General features: G+C 71.8%; 14 protein-coding genes and 1 riboswitch. Of the genes, 10 read left to right on the forward strand and 4 right to left on the reverse strand.

Annotation, left to right across the window (positions count from 1 at the left end):
* Positions 1 to 53 precede the first annotated feature (53 nt).
* On the forward strand, positions 54 to 992 hold the full coding sequence (locus ABD907_RS19860; RefSeq protein ID WP_345218771.1) for an ROK family glucokinase: 939 nt from the start codon (positions 54 to 56) through the stop codon (positions 990 to 992).
* Between the two features lie 9 nt (positions 993 to 1,001).
* Here the strand turns inward: ABD907_RS19860 and ABD907_RS19865 are convergent, their stop codons facing one another.
* Positions 1,002 to 1,529, reverse strand: coding sequence for a hypothetical protein (locus tag ABD907_RS19865; protein ID WP_345218773.1), 528 nt, complete (start codon positions 1,527 to 1,529; stop codon positions 1,002 to 1,004).
* A gap of 106 nt (positions 1,530 to 1,635) precedes the next feature.
* Here ABD907_RS19865 and ABD907_RS19870 point away from each other — a divergent pair, with 106 nt between their 5' ends.
* From ABD907_RS19870 to ABD907_RS19880, 3 genes are all read left to right on the forward strand, one after another.
* Positions 1,636 to 2,862, forward strand: a complete 1,227-nt coding sequence (locus ABD907_RS19870) for a pyrophosphate--fructose-6-phosphate 1-phosphotransferase (RefSeq protein WP_345218774.1) — start codon at positions 1,636 to 1,638, stop codon at positions 2,860 to 2,862.
* Positions 2,863 to 2,878: 16 nt separating this feature from the next.
* Entirely contained in the window at positions 2,879 to 4,231 is a 1,353-nt protein-coding gene (locus ABD907_RS19875) for a class II 3-deoxy-7-phosphoheptulonate synthase (RefSeq protein ID WP_345218776.1), read from the forward strand.
* Positions 4,232 to 4,297: 66 nt separating this feature from the next.
* Complete coding sequence (locus ABD907_RS19880; protein WP_486334145.1) at positions 4,298 to 4,906, forward strand: molybdopterin-dependent oxidoreductase; 609 nt, start codon at positions 4,298 to 4,300, stop codon at positions 4,904 to 4,906.
* An 85-nt stretch (positions 4,907 to 4,991) separates the two neighbouring features.
* Here ABD907_RS19880 and pknB read toward each other — a convergent pair whose 3' ends face one another.
* Positions 4,992 to 6,953 carry a Stk1 family PASTA domain-containing Ser/Thr kinase gene (pknB, locus tag ABD907_RS19885; RefSeq protein WP_345218779.1) on the reverse strand — a complete coding sequence of 654 codons (1,962 nt, stop codon included), beginning with the start codon at positions 6,951 to 6,953 and terminating at the stop codon, positions 4,992 to 4,994.
* A 148-nt stretch (positions 6,954 to 7,101) separates the two neighbouring features.
* On the reverse strand, positions 7,102 to 8,613 hold the full coding sequence (locus tag ABD907_RS19890) for a LysM peptidoglycan-binding domain-containing protein (RefSeq protein WP_345218781.1): 1,512 nt from the start codon (positions 8,611 to 8,613) through the stop codon (positions 7,102 to 7,104).
* 134 nt (positions 8,614 to 8,747) lie between these two features.
* Between ABD907_RS19890 and ABD907_RS19895 the strand changes: the two genes are divergently transcribed.
* Entirely contained in the window at positions 8,748 to 9,119 is a 372-nt protein-coding gene (locus tag ABD907_RS19895; protein ID WP_345218783.1) for an Rv2175c family DNA-binding protein, read from the forward strand.
* A gap of 41 nt (positions 9,120 to 9,160) precedes the next feature.
* Here ABD907_RS19895 and ABD907_RS19900 read toward each other — a convergent pair whose 3' ends face one another.
* A complete protein-coding gene (locus tag ABD907_RS19900) occupies positions 9,161 to 10,255 on the reverse strand; it encodes a polyprenyl synthetase family protein (RefSeq protein ID WP_345218785.1) in 1,095 nt (364 codons plus the stop codon).
* A 210-nt stretch (positions 10,256 to 10,465) separates the two neighbouring features.
* Between ABD907_RS19900 and ABD907_RS19905 the strand changes: the two genes are divergently transcribed.
* The 5 genes from ABD907_RS19905 (at position 10,466) to gcvP (ending at position 16,736) form a co-directional block, all read left to right on the forward strand.
* Entirely contained in the window at positions 10,466 to 11,563 is a 1,098-nt protein-coding gene (locus ABD907_RS19905) for a DUF4192 domain-containing protein (protein ID WP_345218786.1), read from the forward strand.
* Positions 11,564 to 11,634: 71 nt separating this feature from the next.
* The gene (locus tag ABD907_RS19910; RefSeq protein ID WP_345218788.1) at positions 11,635 to 12,033 is read left to right on the forward strand and encodes a universal stress protein; all 399 of its coding nucleotides are present in this window, start codon (positions 11,635 to 11,637) and stop codon (positions 12,031 to 12,033) included.
* 70 nt (positions 12,034 to 12,103) lie between these two features.
* A riboswitch (glycine riboswitch) is annotated at positions 12,104 to 12,193 on the forward strand.
* A gap of 84 nt (positions 12,194 to 12,277) precedes the next feature.
* The gene (gcvT, locus tag ABD907_RS19915; protein WP_345218790.1) at positions 12,278 to 13,387 is read left to right on the forward strand and encodes a glycine cleavage system aminomethyltransferase GcvT; all 1,110 of its coding nucleotides are present in this window, start codon (positions 12,278 to 12,280) and stop codon (positions 13,385 to 13,387) included.
* Positions 13,388 to 13,431: 44 nt separating this feature from the next.
* Positions 13,432 to 13,818: a glycine cleavage system protein GcvH gene (gene gcvH, locus ABD907_RS19920; protein ID WP_345218792.1), complete on the forward strand. Its 387-nt coding sequence runs from the start codon at positions 13,432 to 13,434 to the stop codon at positions 13,816 to 13,818.
* A complete protein-coding gene (gcvP, locus tag ABD907_RS19925) occupies positions 13,815 to 16,736 on the forward strand; it encodes an aminomethyl-transferring glycine dehydrogenase (RefSeq protein ID WP_345218793.1) in 2,922 nt (973 codons plus the stop codon). Before gcvH ends, gcvP begins: the two co-directional genes overlap by 4 nt.
* Positions 16,737 to 16,895: the final 159 nt, after the last annotated feature.

A 16,895-nucleotide genomic window follows, 5' to 3' on the forward strand; every position in this document is an offset into this window, starting at 1 on the left:
GGCTGTGCGGTCAGAAGCACGCAGAAGCGGGAGGAACCAGTGGTGGTCGGAACATGCTGACGGTCGGGGTCGATATCGGTGGGACGAAGATCGGGGCGGGGGTCGTCGACCCGGACGGTGAGCTCCTGGCGAGCACGAAGCACCCCACCGACCCGACGGATCCCGCGGAGATCGAGGCCGCCGTCGTCTCGGCCGTGTCCGAGCTGCGCGAGTCCTACGACGTCACGGCCGTCGGGGTGGCGGCGGCCGGATACGTCAGCCCTCAGCGCGACGGCATGGTGTTCGCACCCAACATCGCCTGGCGCGACTACCCGTTGCGGGACAGGCTCGTCGGCGGGATCGACCTGCCGATCGTCATCGAGAACGATGCCAACGCGGCCGGCTGGGCCGAGTTCCGCTTCGGGGCCGGCCGGGACGTCGACCACATGGTCATGCTGACCGTGGGCACCGGCCTGGGCGGCGCCGTCATCTTCGACGGCACGCTGCTGCGCGGGGCCTTCGGCGCGGCGGGCGAGTTCGGCCACATGGAGATGGTGCCCCACGGCCACTTCTGCGGCTGCGGGCAGGAGGGCTGCTGGGAGATGTACGCCTCCGGGCGCGCCCTGACGCGGGCGGCTCGCGCCGCCGTCGTCGCGCAGCCGGACCGGTCGGAGGGCATCGTCCAAGCGGCCGGCGGACCGGACAAGAAGGTCAAGGGCACGCACGTCACCGCGGCGGCGGAGGTCGGCGACCCGTTGGCGACCGAGCTCCTGGACGAGCTCGGCCGCTGGCTCGGCAAAGGGATCTCGGACCTGGCCGCGGTGGTCGACCCTCAGCTCGCCGTGGTGGGCGGGGGAGTGGTCGCCGCGGGAGACCTGTTGCTGGACCCTGCCCGCGACGCGTTCCGGCGCCATCTGACTGCCCGGGGGTTCCGTGGCGAGCTGCGGATCGAGCCGGCCGAGATGGGGAACGAGGCCGGCATGATCGGCGCGGCGGATCTCGCCCGCACCTGACTCGGTCCTTCAGACGACGGCGCCGTCGCTGTGATCGTCGTCGTCACGGTTGGCGGGCATCCGCCACAGCAGCAGTGCGACGCCGCACAGCAGGGCGGCGCCGAGGGCGAGCATGACCCAGCCGCCCGGCGAGGCGAGGACGAACAGGACCAGGCCGAGCAGGAGCGAGCCGATGGTGGCGACCCAGCCCAGGGTCAGCACCGGGTCGGTGTGCTCCAGCGGTCCGGGTTCGGGCGGCACGAACCGCTGCTCGTCGGGATCCTCGATCTCGATGTAGTCCCGGGGGCCCAGCGGCCGTGCTCGCGGGGCCGGCGCCTGATCACCGTCGTCCGGCGTGGCGCCCCCGCCCGGTGCGGCCCCGTCCGGTGCGGCCCCGTCCGGAGCGGCACGGTCACGCGGGGAGCGGTCGTCCCTTCTCGGGTCCTCGGGCACCTCGAGGTCTCCGAGCTCGGCCGTGAGCTCGGCCCACCGTTCGGCGACGGTCGCGTCGTCGAGCGGTCCCGGGTCGTTGGCGCCGTCGCGGGAGGGTCCGGCCATGCCCTCACTCTACGGCCGGTCACGGTCGGCGCGCGGCCCGCCTAGGATATTCGTGCGCGGCCGGCCGGCGGCGCATATCCGCAGAAGTCACAACGGAAGGTCGCCGATGTCGGTCCGTCGCGTCGCCCTGCTCACCGCGGGCGGTTTCGCTCCCTGCCTGTCCTCCGCCGTCGGTGGACTGATCGAGCGCTACACGGAGATCGCGCCCGAGGTGGAGATCATCGCCTACGAGCACGGCTACCACGGCCTGCTGAGCGGCACGAAGATCACCGTCGACGACGAGGCCCGGCGCCACGCCGGCGTCCTCCACCGGTTCGGTGGCAGCCCGATCGGCAACTCCCGCGTCAAGCTGACCAACGCCGCCGACCTCGTCAAGCGCGGCCTGGTGAGAGAGGGCGACAACCCCCTCGCCGTGGCGGCCGAGCAGCTGAAGGCCGACGGCATCGACGTCCTCCACACCATCGGCGGCGACGACACGAGCACCACCGCCGCCGACCTCGCGGCATACCTCGAGGAGAACGGCTACCACCTGACGGTCGTCGGCCTGCCGAAGACCATCGACAACGACATCGTCCCGATCCGCCAGTCCCTGGGGGCGTGGACGGCGGCCGAGGAGGCCGGCGAGTTCGCGCAGAACATCATCGGCGAGCACCGCGTCAGCCCGCGGATGCTCATCGTCCACGAGGTCATGGGCCGCAACTGTGGCTGGCTGACCGCGGCCGCCGCCAAGAGCTACCGCGCCTGGCTCGACACCCAGGAGTGGGTGCCGAGCATCGGCCTGCGCCGCGACCGCTGGGACGTGCACGCCGTCTTCGTGCCCGAGGCACAGCTCGACATCGAGGGCGAGGCGCAGCGGCTGCGCGGCGTCATGGACGAGATCGGCAACGTCAACATCTTCCTCTCCGAGGGTGCGGGGGTGCCGGAGATCGTCGCCGAGCTGGAGGCCAAGGGCGAGGAGGTCCAGCGGGACCCGTTCGGCCACGTGAAGCTGGACACGATCAATCCCGGCGCCTGGTTCGCCAAGCAGTTCGCCGAGCTTCTGGGCGCCGAGAAGGTCCTGGTGCAGAAGAGCGGCTACTTCTCCCGCTCGTCGAGCGCCAACGCGGAGGACCTGCACCTCATCAAGTCCATGGTCGACCTGGCCGTCCAGTGCGCCCTGGAGGGCACCTCCGGCATCATCGGGCACGACGAGGAGGACGACGACCGGCTCAAGGCCGTCCCGTTCCCGCGCATCGCCGGCGGCAAGGCGTTCGACACCACCCAGGAGTGGTTCACCGCGCTCATGGCGGACATCGGCCAGCCCGTGGGCGCCGCCGCACCGCCCGCTCACTGACACCTATCCTGAGCCGGTGAGTATCGAGGCATCCCCGGAGGTCCTGGAGGGCCTGCAGCACTGGCGTTCCCTCCCACCCCGTCAGCAGCCCGCCTGGCCCGACCCCGACGAGGTCACCCGGGTGACCGCGGAGCTGGCCGGCTACCCGCCGCTGGTCTTCGCCGGCGAGGCGGACAAGCTGCGGCACAACCTGGCGCAGGCCGCCGCGGGGGAGGCGTTCGTCCTCCAGGGCGGGGACTGCGCCGAGACCTTCGCCGAGTCGACGGCGGACCGGATCCGCAACAAGATCCGCACCATCTTGCAGATGGCGGCCGTCCTGACCTACGGGGCCTCGCTGCCCGTCGTGAAGATGGGCCGCATCGCCGGGCAGTACGCCAAGCCCCGCAGCGCCGACATGGAGACCCGCGACGGCGTCACCCTGCCCGTCTACCGCGGCGACGCGGTCAACGCCCACGACTTCACACCCGAGTCCCGCACGCCCGACCCGTGGCGCCTGCAGCAGGCGTACCACCGCTCGGCCACGACCCTGAACCTCGTGCGAGCCTTCACCTACGGAGGCTTCGCCGACCTGCGCGAGGTGCACCAGTGGAACCGCGGCTTCATGGCCAACCCGGCCTACGCCCGCTACGAGGTGCTGGCCAACGAGATCGACCGCGCGATGCGGTTCATGCGGGCCGCGGGAGCAGACTTCGACGCGTTGCGCACCGTGGACCTGTTCTCGTCGCACGAGGCGCTGCTGCTGGACTACGAGTCGGCGATGACCCGGATCGACTCGCGCTCCGGCCTGCCGTACAACACCTCCGCCCACTTCCTGTGGATCGGGGAGCGCACCCGCCAGCTCGATGGCCCGCACGTCGACCTCCTCTCCCGGGTGCGCAACCCGCTCGGGGTCAAGCTGGGCCCGAGCTCGACGGCGGACGACGCCCTGGCGCTGGCGGACCGGCTGAACCCGGACAACGAACCCGGCAGACTCACCTTCATCACCCGGATGGGGGCCGGTCGGGTGCGGGAGGTGCTGCCCGGTCTCGTCGAGCGGTTCACCGCCGAGGGACGCACGGTGACCTGGGTGTGCGACCCGATGCACGGCAACACCATCACCTCCCCGTCGGGGTACAAGACACGCGAGTTCGCGACCGTCATCGACGAGGTGCACGGCTTCTTCGAGGTCCACCACGCCCTCGGCACGGTGCCCGGTGGATTGCACGTCGAGCTGACGGGCGACGACGTCACCGAGGTCCTCGGCGGCAGCGAGAAGGTCGACGACGCGGGCCTGGCCCGGCGCTACGAGACGCTCGTCGACCCTCGCCTGAACCACCAGCAGTCGCTCGAGATGGCGTTCGACGTCGCCGAGATGCTGCGGGACCACTGACGGCGGTCGGCTGACGACGTGCCCGAGGACGTGCCGGCGAACCCGCCCGACGACGAGCCCCGCGCGATGGGTGCGGGGCTCGACGTCCCGCACCGCCTGCCCGCGGACCGGTTCATCCCGCCCGGCCAGCGGCTCGTGGACCGGGCGCCGGTCATGCACTACGGACCGGTGCCCCGCCGTCGTCCGGACCGGTGGCGCCTCACGGTCGGCGGGACGACGGCGGACGGGACGCACCGCGACCTGACGATGGACGAGGTGCTCGCCCTGACACCGCTCGACGTCGTCGCGGACATGCACTGCGCCACCGGCTGGACGTCGGTGGACGAACGCTGGTCCGGGGTGGCGGCGCGCGACGTGGTCGAGCTCGTGCCGCCGCGCCCGGACGTCGAGCACGTCCTGGTGGTCGCCGAGTACGGCTACGCGGCGACGGTGCGCCTGGAGGACCTCGCCTCTCCGCGGGCGGTGCTCGCCACGCACCACGACGGGGAGCCGCTCAGCGACGAGCGGGGTGGCCCGATGCGTCTCGTCCTCCCGCACCTGTACACGTGGAAGGGGCCGAAGTGGGTGCGCGGCTGGGACTACCTCACCGAGGCCCGTCGGGGTTTCTGGGAGGACCGCGGCTACCACCTGCGGGGCGACGCCTGGCGCGCGGAGCGGTACTCCTACCAGGAGTGAGAGCGCTACATCGTCAGGATCAGCGCCAGCGCCAGCGCCAACGCCAGCGCCAACGCCAGCGCCAACGTCGGCGTCGGCGTCGGCGTCAGACGACCGTCAGCGTGATGACGGTGCCTCGCGGCCGCATCTCCCCGCCGCTCGGGTCCTGCGAGCGGACGGTGCCGAAGTAGCCACCGAGGACCTCGTCGACCTCGACGTCGAACCCGGCGTCCTCCAGCGTGGACCGGGCGGCGCCGACCTGCTGGCCGACGACGCTCGGCACCTCGTGGAGCTCGGGGCCGAGCGAGACGACGACATCGACGGCGTCCCCGCGGTACAGCTGCTCACCCGGGGCGGGGCTCAGCGCGATGACCGATCCCTCGGGCACGTTCTCGTGGTGCTGCTCGGTCTGGTCACCGACGGTCAGGCCGGCCTGCTCGAGCAGACCGATGGCCTCCGCACGCGGCTCGCCGGTGACGTCGGGTACGTCGACCGGTTCGCGGCCCTTGGATGTCACGAGGTCGACCGAGGAGTCGTGACGGACGGACTCGCCGGCGCCGGGGGAGGTGCTCACCACCGCGCCCTCGGGGACGGTGTCGTGGAACTCCTCGGTGGTCTCGCCCACGGCCAGGCCGCTCTCCTCGATCGCCGCGGTCGCCTCGTCGGCCGGATCGCCGGCCACGTCCGGGACGTCGATCATGAGGACGCCCTGGGAGACGAGGACCCGCACGGAGCCGTCCTGGTGCACGGCGACGCCGGGCGCGGGATCGGTGGAGATGACGACGCCGGCCGGGACCTCGTCGTGGTGGTCACGCTCGACCCGTGCGCTCAGTCCCGCCGCCTCGACCTGGTCGATGGCGGCGTCCTGCTCCAGGCCCACCACGTCCGGTGCGGGCACGGTCGCGCCCGGTCCGACCTGGAACCACCACACCGCCGCGGCGCCCGCGGCGACCAGGAGCACCAGCAGCAGGGCGAGCACGCGTGGCCAGGCCCGGCGGCGAGGCGGGCGAGCGGCTGCTGCTGCCGCCTGCTGCTCGTTGGTGATCGCGCCGATCGGCAGGGCGACGGTCCCGTGCGAGGGCACGGCCTCGACCGCGGCGGTCCGGTGGGGGCTCAGCGCGCCGGTACGGTCGCCGTCGTCCTCGTCGGGGCCGTGCGCGCCGTCGGCGCTCGGCGCGGGAGCGGCCGGGGGGACGTCGGCCCGCCGGGCGAGCGTGTCGGCGTCGAGCGTGGCCAGGCAGCGGCGCACGAGCGCCAGGGCGGCTGCGGCGTCGGCCGGGCGTTCCTCGATCTCGCGGGCGGTGAGGGCACCCACCAGCTCGTCGACCTCGGCGGGCAGCCAGGGCACCCGGCCCGACGGCGAGGGGATGCGGCCGTTGACATGCTGGAACGCGACCTGGATCGGGGCCTCGCCGGTGAACGGCTGGTGTCCGGTGACGAGCTCGTACAGCAGCACGCCCACGGCGTAGACGTCGGAGCGCGGATCGGCACTACCCTCGGTGACGATCTCCGGGGCGAGATAGGCGACGGTGCCCAGGACCGTGCCGGTGGTGGCCGCCGTCGCCTCCGTCACGGCGCGCGCCAGCCCGAAGTCGGCGACCTTCGCACGTCCCTCCGTGGTGAGCAGGACGTTCTCGGGCTTGATGTCGCGGTGGACCAGGCCCGCTCGGTGGGCGCTGGCCAGGGCGTCGAGAACCTGCTCGGTGGTCTGCAGGGCCTCGCCGAGGGGCAGGGAGCCACGACGGCGGAGGATGGCACGCAGGTTGGGCCCGTCGACGAGCTCCATCGTCAGGTAGCTGGCGTCGCCCGCGGTGCCCTGGTCGTGGACGGCGACGACGCCGGGGTGCGTGAGCCGCGCCGCGGCGCGGGCCTCGCGGCGGAACCGGGCGACGAAGTCGGGGCTCTCCGCGAGGTGGGGGTGCATGACCTTGACGGCGACCGTGCGTTCCAGCCGCCGGTCCGTGGCACGGTAGACGGTCGCCATGCCGCCGCGCGCGATGCGCGAGGTGACCTCGTACCGCTCGTCGACCAGGCGGCCGATCATCGGGTCGAGGGTAGTCGTGTCCACCGTGCGAGCGTATCGGCGGCGAGCGCGATCTCGGTGCGCGGCGTGCCGTGTCGCCCTTCGCGATCCACGCCCTCGCCGCCCGAAGTCCGTGCGCGCGAGCTGTGTCGGCCGGTCCGCCGAGAGGTGGGCGGCACGGCCGAACGAGTAGTCAGAACCGGTTCATGTGGGCCTTGATCGCGGCCACGTAGTGCTTGGTGTCGTCGTAGAAGCCGTGCTCGCGCACCGCGCCCAGACCCTGGTAGTAGCCGGCGATGCCGTCTTCCAGGTTGTCCGTGGCGCCCTGGAGCGCCCTGATGATCGCGACGCCGGCGACGACGTTGTCGTGCGGGTCGAGGAGGTTCAGCTCGCGTCCCACGAGGCCCGAGGCCCACTCGCCGGACGACGGGATGACCTGCATCGTGCCGATGGCGTTGGCAGGGGAGACCGAGGCGTGGTTGAAGCCCGACTCCTGGTACGCGTGCGCCTGGGCCAGCGCCGGGTCGACGCCCATCTGCTGCGCGACCTCGACGACCATGGACTGCATCTGCGCGCGAGACGGCACGCCCACCGCGAGGAGCGCCGCCTTGTTGGCGTTGGCCGAGGCGACGGTCGCCTCCGGGTAGGTACGGCCCAGGAAGCTGTCGCCGACGAGGTTGGTCGACGTCGGGACCGTCAGCTTCTGCCCGACGTAGATCATGGCGTTCGAACCGAGGCGGTTCGCAGACACGATCGTCTGGGCCGACACGCCGAAGCGAGCAGCCAGCCCAGAGACGGTGTCTCCGGAGGCGACGGTGTAGTTGACGGAGGACGAGCCCGACGACGAGCTCGAGGAGCTCGAGGACGTGTTCGAGGAGCTCGATGAGCTGGAGGAGCCGGACGAGGAGCTCTTGCTCGAGCTCGACGAGTCCCCGATCGTCAGCTTCTGCCCGACGTAGATCAGGGCGTTCGACCCGAGGTCGTTCGCGCGGATGATCGCCTGCACGCTGGTGCCGTACCGAGCGGCGAGATGGGAGACCGTGTCGCCCGACACGACCGTGTGCGTCTGCCGCGACGACGAAGAGCTGGGAGAAGCCGGCACGGAGGTCGAACCGGGGGCGGACGGGGTGGACGGCGCCGCAGAGGAGTCGCCGGATACCCGCAGGCGCTGGCCGACGTAGATCAGGTCGGCCGACGCGAGGTCGTTGAGGCTGACGAGACGGCTGACCGAGGTGTCGTACCGCGCGGCGAGCTCGGAGAGCGTCTCCCCGGACTTGACCGTGTGCGTGGTCGGGCTTGACGCGTTTGAGCTCGAGGAGCTCGACGATCCGCCCGAGCTCGTCCCCGCGGCGGACGGGATGCGCAGCATCTGACCGGTCCGGATCAGCGCGTCGTCGTTCAGGTTGTTCTCCCGGACGATCGCCCGGACCGAGCTGCCCGTCCGAGCGGCGATCTCCGAGACCGTGTCGCCGGCCACGACCCGGTAGGTCATCGTCGGGGTGGCCGTGGACACGCGGTGCTCGGGTGCCAGCGCCGTCGCGCCCAGCGTCGGGACCTGCAGCCCCGCACGCGGCTGCGCTGTCGGTGACGCCTCGGCGTGCGCTGCGGGGACGCCCACGCCGACGGCGGTGGCCACCAGCGCAAGGCCGACACCGGCCCCGGCGCCTCGGGCTGCGGTCTGAGAGTTGTTCTCGACCTTCGTCATCGATCCTCCATCGACGTGCGGGACGTGCCTGTGTGAACTGTGATGCAAATGTGACTGATGGAACGTGTGTGACAGTAGCGACTGATGTGGCGTGTCGACAACCTGTGACGGCGAATCTGGCCTAGGCTTTTCGCGTGATTGCTGTCCCCGTCGAACCTGCTGATTGGTACTCGGTGCCCGAGGTCGCAGAGCTGCTGGGCGTACGAGACCGCGATGTGCGGGGCATGATTCGCGAGCATCGCCTGCTCGCCGTGCCGCACGGGCCCAACGCCGCGAAGTCCGTGCCCGCCGATTTTCTGCTCGACGTCGACCATCCCGAAGGTCCGGGTCCGCTGCCCAACCTGCGCGGCACGCTCATGGTCCTTGCCGACGCCCGCTACGACGACGAGGCGTCCTTCCGGTGGCTCTTCACACCGAACGAGGAGCTCGGAGAGACGCCGATGGCGGCGCTGCGGGCCCACCGCACCCACGCCGTGCGCCGCATCGCCCAGACGCTCGCCTTCTGAGGCCCGGGGCTCCGGTCAGGCCCTGAGGCGCCCGGCCGTGCTCAGGCGGTGCGCCTGACCAGCGCTGCGGCGAGCCCCCGCACGAGATCCTGGGCGTGCCGCGGCACGTCGGCGGACTCCAGCGCGCTCAGTCCCGCGGCGTAGCGGTCGTCGATGAACACCTCGTGCTCGGCGAGCGCCCCGGTCGAACGCATGAGCTGCTGCAGCGCGGCGACACCCTCGGCATCGAGGTCCGGTGCGCCGACCAGCTCGCGTACCAGCTCGCGTCCGGAGGCGTCCGCTCGCTCGACCGTCATGGCGAGCAACACGGTCCGCTTGCCCTCGCGAAGGTCGTCACCCGCCGGCTTGCCGGTCACCGAGGGGTCTCCGAACACGCCGAGCTCGTCGTCGCGGAGCTGGAACGCCTCGCCGAGCGGTAGGCCGACCGCGCGCAGGGCATCGAGGAGACCGTCCTCCGCGCCGGCCAGGGCGGCGCCGAGGACGAGCGGGTGCTCCACGGAGTACCGCGCCGACTTGTGGCAGACGACCTGCAGCGCCAGGTCCACCGCATTCCGGCCGCCCGGCGTGCGAGCTCCCCACGGCAGAGCTTGGGAACGCACGTCGAGGTACTGGCCGAGCGCGACCTCGGCGATCATCTCGTCATAGATGTGCCGGCCGCGCCCGCCCGCGGAGGGTGGCGTCAGCGAGGTGGCCGCGTCCAGCTCCATGGCGGAGAGTGCGAGCAGCAGGTCCCCGAGGACGATGGCGGCCGCCTGTCCGTGCTCTCCCGGGCCGCCCAGCCAACCTCGTTCGCGATGGGCGGCGGCGAAGTGCCGGTGGGCTGCCGGCTTCCCGCGGCGCGTCGACGAATCGTCCATGACATCGTCGTGCACCAGTGCGGCGCCCTGGAACAGCTCGAGGGCGCTGCCCGCGAGGACGACCGGGTCGTCAACGGACAAGGTCTTTCCTGCGGCGGCCCAGCCGGCGCCGCAGAGCTGAGCGCGCAGCCGCTTGCCGCCGCCGAGCAGCGACCTTGCCGGTTCGAGGAGATCCGGCAGGGCCTCACCGACGTCGGAGAACCGGTTGGTCCGCTCGTCCAGAGCGGCAAGGACCCGTGCCGACACGGCGTCGGCCAGGGCGGTGAGCGGGGCGGCCATGGCTCGACCCTACGGTCTGCCGGGGACCTCGCCGGCGCCGCGTTGTCCACAGCGCGAGCTCGATCGTCGCTCGAGCACACGCCCGCGAACCGGGTGCCGGGCGTGCACACGTGTACGTCCGGTGTCCCGGCCTCCACACGACGCTTCACCGGTCGACGGCGGTGCACAGCCCGTCGGCGCGCGGCTGGGGAGCTGGGGCGTCATGGATCCATGACCACCTACGACAGCAACGACGCAGCCGACACCACCGACGTCATCACCGTCCGGGGCGAACGAGACCTCATCGCCCTGATCCCGTACCAGCTCGGCTTTCGACCGGAGGACTCGGCCGTGCTCCTCACCGAGGTGTCGGACGCCGACCGCCGGTACCTCGGGCTCACGGTGCGGATGGATCTCGCCGACCTGGACGATCCTGCGCGGTGCGCCGGCCTGACGCCCACGGTCGCTACGCAGATCACCAGGCAGGGGACCGAAGGACTGATCCTCGTTCTGTTCGTCGAGGAGCAGTACGAGGATGCGCGCATCGACCCCGGCCTGTACCACTCGGTCGCCACCCTCGACGAAGCGATGCCGACGGACGTGCCGGCCATTGCCGAGGAGGACGTCTGGGTGGTCGGCGACGATGGGTGGGGCCACCTCGTCGCGTGCGAGTGCTGCCCGCGGTACGGCCACTGCCTCGAGGAGCTCGACTACTCGCCGGCGGCGGCCGGCATGGTGGTCACGGGCCACGTCGTCGCCTCGTCGCGCGAGGATCTCGCCGTCACCAGGTCCGCCAGCGACGTGGCACGCCAGCAGGCGAATCGCGCCGCCCAGGCCGAAGCCGTCCGACGAAGCTGCAGCTCACCCGAGCCGTGGCGCACCAAGATGGCGCACCTGTGGGACGGCGCCGTCAAGGGCGGTGCGGACCCCGAGCTCCTCGGCCGGCTCCTCGCCGCACTGGCGGACCGGCAGCTCCGAGACGCCGTCGTCGCCGCGGCCATGGAGTCGGCCGAGGGTTGCACGGCCTCCTACCTGGACGCCGACGTCGTCGCCGGCGCGTTCGACGTCGGGATGCCACCCGACCCGGAGGTCGCCGACCGCGCCATGACGCTGGCACAGCAGGTTGCCGCGCACGCACCGACGGACCAGGCGGGACCGGCCCTCGGGCTGCTCGCCTACCTGGCGTGGTGGTCGAACCACGGAGCCCGGGCGGACGTCGTCGCCCGGCAGGCCTTGGCCGAGGAGCCCGGTCACCGGCTCGCCGCCCTCGTGATCGACGCGATCGAGCACGCCGTCCCGCCGTCCTGGGTCCGACTGCGAGCGACATAAGGAGCCCGAACCGGCCGGCATCGGGTAACGTCCGCGACACGGTCCAGACCAGATCGGCAGGATGGAGCCGCATGGCAGTCGTCGTGGGTTACGTGATCACGAACGAGGGCGAAGCCGCGCTGGAAGCCGCCGTCGAAGAGGCGAGGCGTCGGTCCACCCGCCTCGTCGTGGTTCTCGCGCGCAAGCCCGGCAAGGACGACCCCGCGGCCACCGACGCCGAGGCGGACGGCGTCCGCGACGTGCTCGACGAGGCGGACATCGCCTACGACATCCGTCAGCTGCGGCGCGCGGACGACGTCGCGGACGCGCTCATCGCCACCGCCGAGGAGGTGGAGGCCGAGCTGATCGTCATCGGGCTGCGCCGCCGCTCGCCCGTCGGCAAGCTCATCCTCGGCAGCAACGCGCAACGCATCCTGCTCGACGCTCCCTGCCCCGTCCTCGCGGTCAAGCCGGTGCCCGCCCCGACATGACCGTGCGCCCGGACGTGCGGTGGTAGCGTTCAAACTGTTGTACGCGTCACAACTTCACATCGGGCCGTCACCAGTCGGCACGGGAGAGCCGTCGCTCAGCGACGCACCGTAGGAGCAACCGCCCCGGCAAACTCTCAGGTCCCCGCACCGTGTCGATCAGGCCACTCTGGAACGCACAGAGGGGGAACCGCTGGCACCCGCCGCGTGCGACTGCGCACCGGCCCGACGACCCACGGAGCCCCGTATGCTCGACGAGAACCTCCTGCGTACCCCGTTGCACGCCGTGCACCGGGCGGCCGGTGCGGTGATGACGCCGTTCGCCGGATGGGACATGCCGCTGCGCTACAGCTCCGACCTCGCGGAGCACGCCGCGGTGCGCGAGCGTGCAGGGCTCTTCGACCTCTCCCACATGGCGCAGATCGAGGTCTCCGGACCGGACGCGGCGCGCGCCCTCGACCACGCGCTCGTCACCCGCCCCGGTGTCATGGCCGTCGGCCGGGCCCGCTACTCGATGATCGTCGCGGACGACGGCGGCATCCTCGACGACCTCATCGTCTACCGCCTCGCCGAGACGGAGTACCTGGTGGTGGCCAACGCCGCGAACCGCACCGTCGTCCTCGATGAGCTGACGGTGCGCTCCGAAACGCGTGTGCACGTCTCCGACCGGACCTCGTCCCGTGCCCTGATCGCCCTGCAGGGGCCGGCGTCCCACGAGGTGCTCGAGCCGCTCACTCGACGCGGCGACGGTGCTGACCTCGCCTCGCTGCGCTACTACGCCGCGGCGCCCGCGATCGTCGCGGGTCTCCCGGTGCTCCTCGCGCGCACCGGCTACACCGGGGAGAACGGGTTCGAGATCTCCGTGCCCGCCCCGTCCGCCGGTGACCTCTGGGCGGCCCTGTCCGAGGCGGGTTCAGTCGCCGGGATCCAGGCTTGCGGACTGGCGTGCCGCGACACGCTTCGCCTGGAGGCCGGGATGCCGCTCTACGGCCACGAGCTCACCCGGGACGTCACCCCGTACGAGACCGGCCAGGAGCGCGTGGTCGACCTGGATCACGACTTCGTCGGTCGAGCCGCCCTCGCCGCCCGGAGCGCCGAGCCCACGGGCACGACCCTGGTGGGGCTCGTCGGCGAGGGGCGCCGCGCAGCCCGCGCCGGCAGCACCGTCCACGACGCGGAGGGCGAGATCGGTACCGTCACCTCCGGCGTTCTCTCGCCCACGCTCGGCCATCCGATCGCGCTCGCACGCGTACAGCGGGCGCGCGCCCCGGTCGGCACGTCGCTCGAGGTCGACGTGCGCGGCCGCCGCCAGTCGATGACGGTCACCGACCCGCCGTTCTACCGACGATCCCGCTGAGCACCTGCTGCCAAACCAGCCCGCCGTCCCGCTAGGAGCAAGACATGAGCAGCTATCCCGACGACCGCCAGTACACCGCGGACCACGAGTGGATCGCCGTCGACGGCGACACCGCCCGTGTCGGCATCACGGTCTATGCCGCCGAGGCGCTCGGCGACGTCGTGTACCTCGACCTGCCCGAGCTGGGCACCGCGGTGGTCGCGGGCGAGACCTGCGGCGAGATCGAGTCGACGAAGTCCGTCTCCGATCTGGTGGCGCCGGCCGACGGCGAGGTGCTCTCGCTCAACGACGCCGCGATCGACTCGCCCGAGACGGTCAACTCGGACCCGTACGAGGAAGGCTGGCTCTATACGCTCCGGGTGGCAGAACTTCCGGACGACCTCATGGATGCCGACGCCTACGCCGAGTTCGTCGACGGGGCGGACGCGTGAAGGACTTCTCCACCCGGCACATCGGGACCGACACGCAGGACCAGGAGCGCATGCTCCAGGCCGTCGGGGCGACGAGCGTGCGCGCGCTCGTCGCAGCGGCCGTGCCGGACTCCATCCAGGACGAGGCGGCGCCCGCGGGCCTGCCGGAGCCGGCGTCCGAGCAGGACGTGCTCGAGCGGCTGCACGAGCTCGCGGAGCAGAACACCGTGCGCACCTCGATGATCGGGCAGGGCTACTACGACACTCACACACCGCCCGTCATCCAGCGAAACGTGCTGGAGAACCCGGCCTGGTACACCGCCTACACCCCGTACCAGCCGGAGATCTCCCAGGGCCGCCTCAAGGCGCTCCTGAACTTCCAGACGATGGTGATCGACCTGACAGGCCTCGAGATCGCGGGCGCCTCCATGCTCGACGAGGGGACCGCCGTCGCCGAGGCGATGCTGCTGGCACGGCGCGCGACGAAGGGCAGGGGCGGGCGGTTCGTCGTCGACGCCGACTCCTTCACGCAGACGCGCGCCGTCCTCGAGACGCGAGCGGCCGGCGTCGGCGTCGAGCTGGTCCCTGTCGACCTGACGGACGGCCTCGGCGACGTCGCCCTCGACGGCGTTTTCGGGGTGCTCGTGCAGGTCCCGGGCGCGTCTGGACGGGTCCCACCCCGCGAGGTCCTCGAACGCATCGTCGACCAGGCGCACGACGCCGGCGCCCTCGTCGTCGTCGCAGCCGACCTGCTGGCCAGCGCGCTGATCGCCTCGCCGGGTGACCTGGGTGCGGACGTGGCGGCCGGCACGACGCAGCGTTTCGGCGTACCGATGGGCTTCGGCGGTCCGCACGCGGGATACCTCAGCGTCCACCGGGGTCTCGAGCGGCAGCTGCCCGGCCGCCTCGTCGGCGTCTCTAGGGACGCCGACGGCGCAACGGCCCTGCGGCTCGCCCTGCAGACCCGGGAGCAGCACATCCGACGCGAGAAGGCCACCTCGAACATCTGCACCGCGCAGGTCCTGCTCGCAGTCATGGCCTCGATGTATGCCGTCTACCACGGAGCGGACGGGATCCGGTCGATCGCGGAGACCGTGCACGCCAAGGCCTGCGGCGTGGCGGCCGGCCTGCGTGCGGCGGGCGCGGAGCTGAGCCACGAGCACTTCTTCGACACGCTGGAGGTGGTCGCGGCCGGTCGCGCCGAAGACATCCGTCGCGCAGCCCTCGAGGAGAACATCACCGTCTGGGTCGAGGACGCCGACCGGGTCCGCATCAGCGTCGACGAGACGACGACGGACAAGGACGTGACCGATCTGGTCGGCGCGGCCGCTCGCGGCCTCGGCGCCACCAGCCCGGATGTCGCCGCCGGTACCGCCGTGGAGCACGCCGCGGCCGTGTTCGAGCACGGCGCAGAGCCCGGTACCGCCCTGGAGCGCACCGCCTTGCCGCCCGACATGGCCCGCACCAGCGACTACCTCACGCACGAGGTGTTCTCCAGGTACCGCACCGAGACCGCGATGATGCGCTACCTGCGCCGTCTGGCGGACAAGGACTACGCACTCGACCGTGGCATGATCCCGCTCGGCTCCTGCACCATGAAGCTCAACGCAGCTGCCGAGATGGCGGCGGTGACCTGGCCCGAGTTCGCACGCATCCACCCGTTCGCTCCCGCCGAGGACGTGGCGGGGTACCTGACGCTCATCCACGACCTCGAGGCGTGGCTGGCGACCGCCACGGGTTACGACACGGTCAGTCTCCAGCCCAATGCGGGCAGCCAGGGCGAGCTGTCCGGCCTGCTGGCCATCAAGGGCTATCACGACTCCCGGGGCGAGCCCGCTCGAGACGTGTGCCTCATCCCGGCGTCGGCGCACGGCACCAACGCCGCGTCGGCGATCCTCGCGGGCCTGCGGGTCGTGGTCGTCGGGACCGACGACGACGGCAACGTCGACCTCGCCGACCTGCGGGAAAAGGTGACGGAGCACGGCGACCGGATCGCCGGAATGATGATCACGTACCCGTCGACGCACGGCGTGTACGAGGAGGACGTGCGCGAGGTCTGCGCCGTCGTGCACGAGGCGGGCGGTCAGGTCTACATCGACGGCGCGAACCTCAACGCACTGCTGGGGCACGCACGGCCGGGAGCGTTCGGTGGTGACGTCTCCCACCTCAACCTGCACAAGACCTTCTGCATCCCGCACGGCGGTGGGGGCCCCGGCGTGGGGCCGGTCGCCGCGCGCGAGCACCTGGCGCCGTTCCTGCCCGGCCACCCGCTCGCCCAGGAGGGCGGACGGCGCACAGGTGCGGTCAGCTCGGCCGCGTACGGATCGCCCTCGATCCTCCCGATCAGCTGGGCATACGTGGCGCTGATGGGAGCCGACGGCCTGCGACGCGCCACGGAGGCGGCCGTGCTGGCGGCCAACTACGTGGCCGCTCGGCTCCAGGACCACTACCCGGTCCTCTACCGCGACGCGTCCGGGCACGTCGCCCACGAGTGCATCCTCGACCTGCGCCCGCTCAAGGCCGCCTCCGGCGTGACCGTGGACGACGTCGCCAAACGGCTGGTCGACTACGGGTTCCACGCGCCGACCATGAGCTTCCCGGTTGCCGGCACGCTGATGGTGGAGCCGACGGAGAGCGAGGACCTGGCCGAGCTCGACCGGTTCTGCGAGGCGATGATCGCCATTCGCGCCGAAGCCGAGCAGGTCCGGCAGGGGGACTGGCCGAAGGACGACAACCCGCTCGTGAACTCGCCCCACACGGCGCTCGCCCTGACGGGGGAGTGGGGGCGCCCGTACACCCGCACGGAGGCCGTCTTTCCGGTGCCAGGGCTCGTGGACGGGAAGTACTGGCCACCGGTTCGCCGGGTCGACAGCGCGTACGGCGACAGAAACCTCCTCTGCGCCTGCCCGCCCGTCGGGAATTTCGACGCGACCACCTAGCGTTGACAACGGGTGCGGCGCCGTGCGGACCACTGTGTCTGACGGCCGCAGGGCTCCATCTCGCCGAGATCCCGCATCTCGTGGCCGAGATCGCGCATCTCGGCCCTGCCCACGCTATAATTATAGGCCTGCGACGGTCTCACCGGATCGATCGTGGGT

Source organism: Georgenia halophila, from assembly GCF_039541595.1.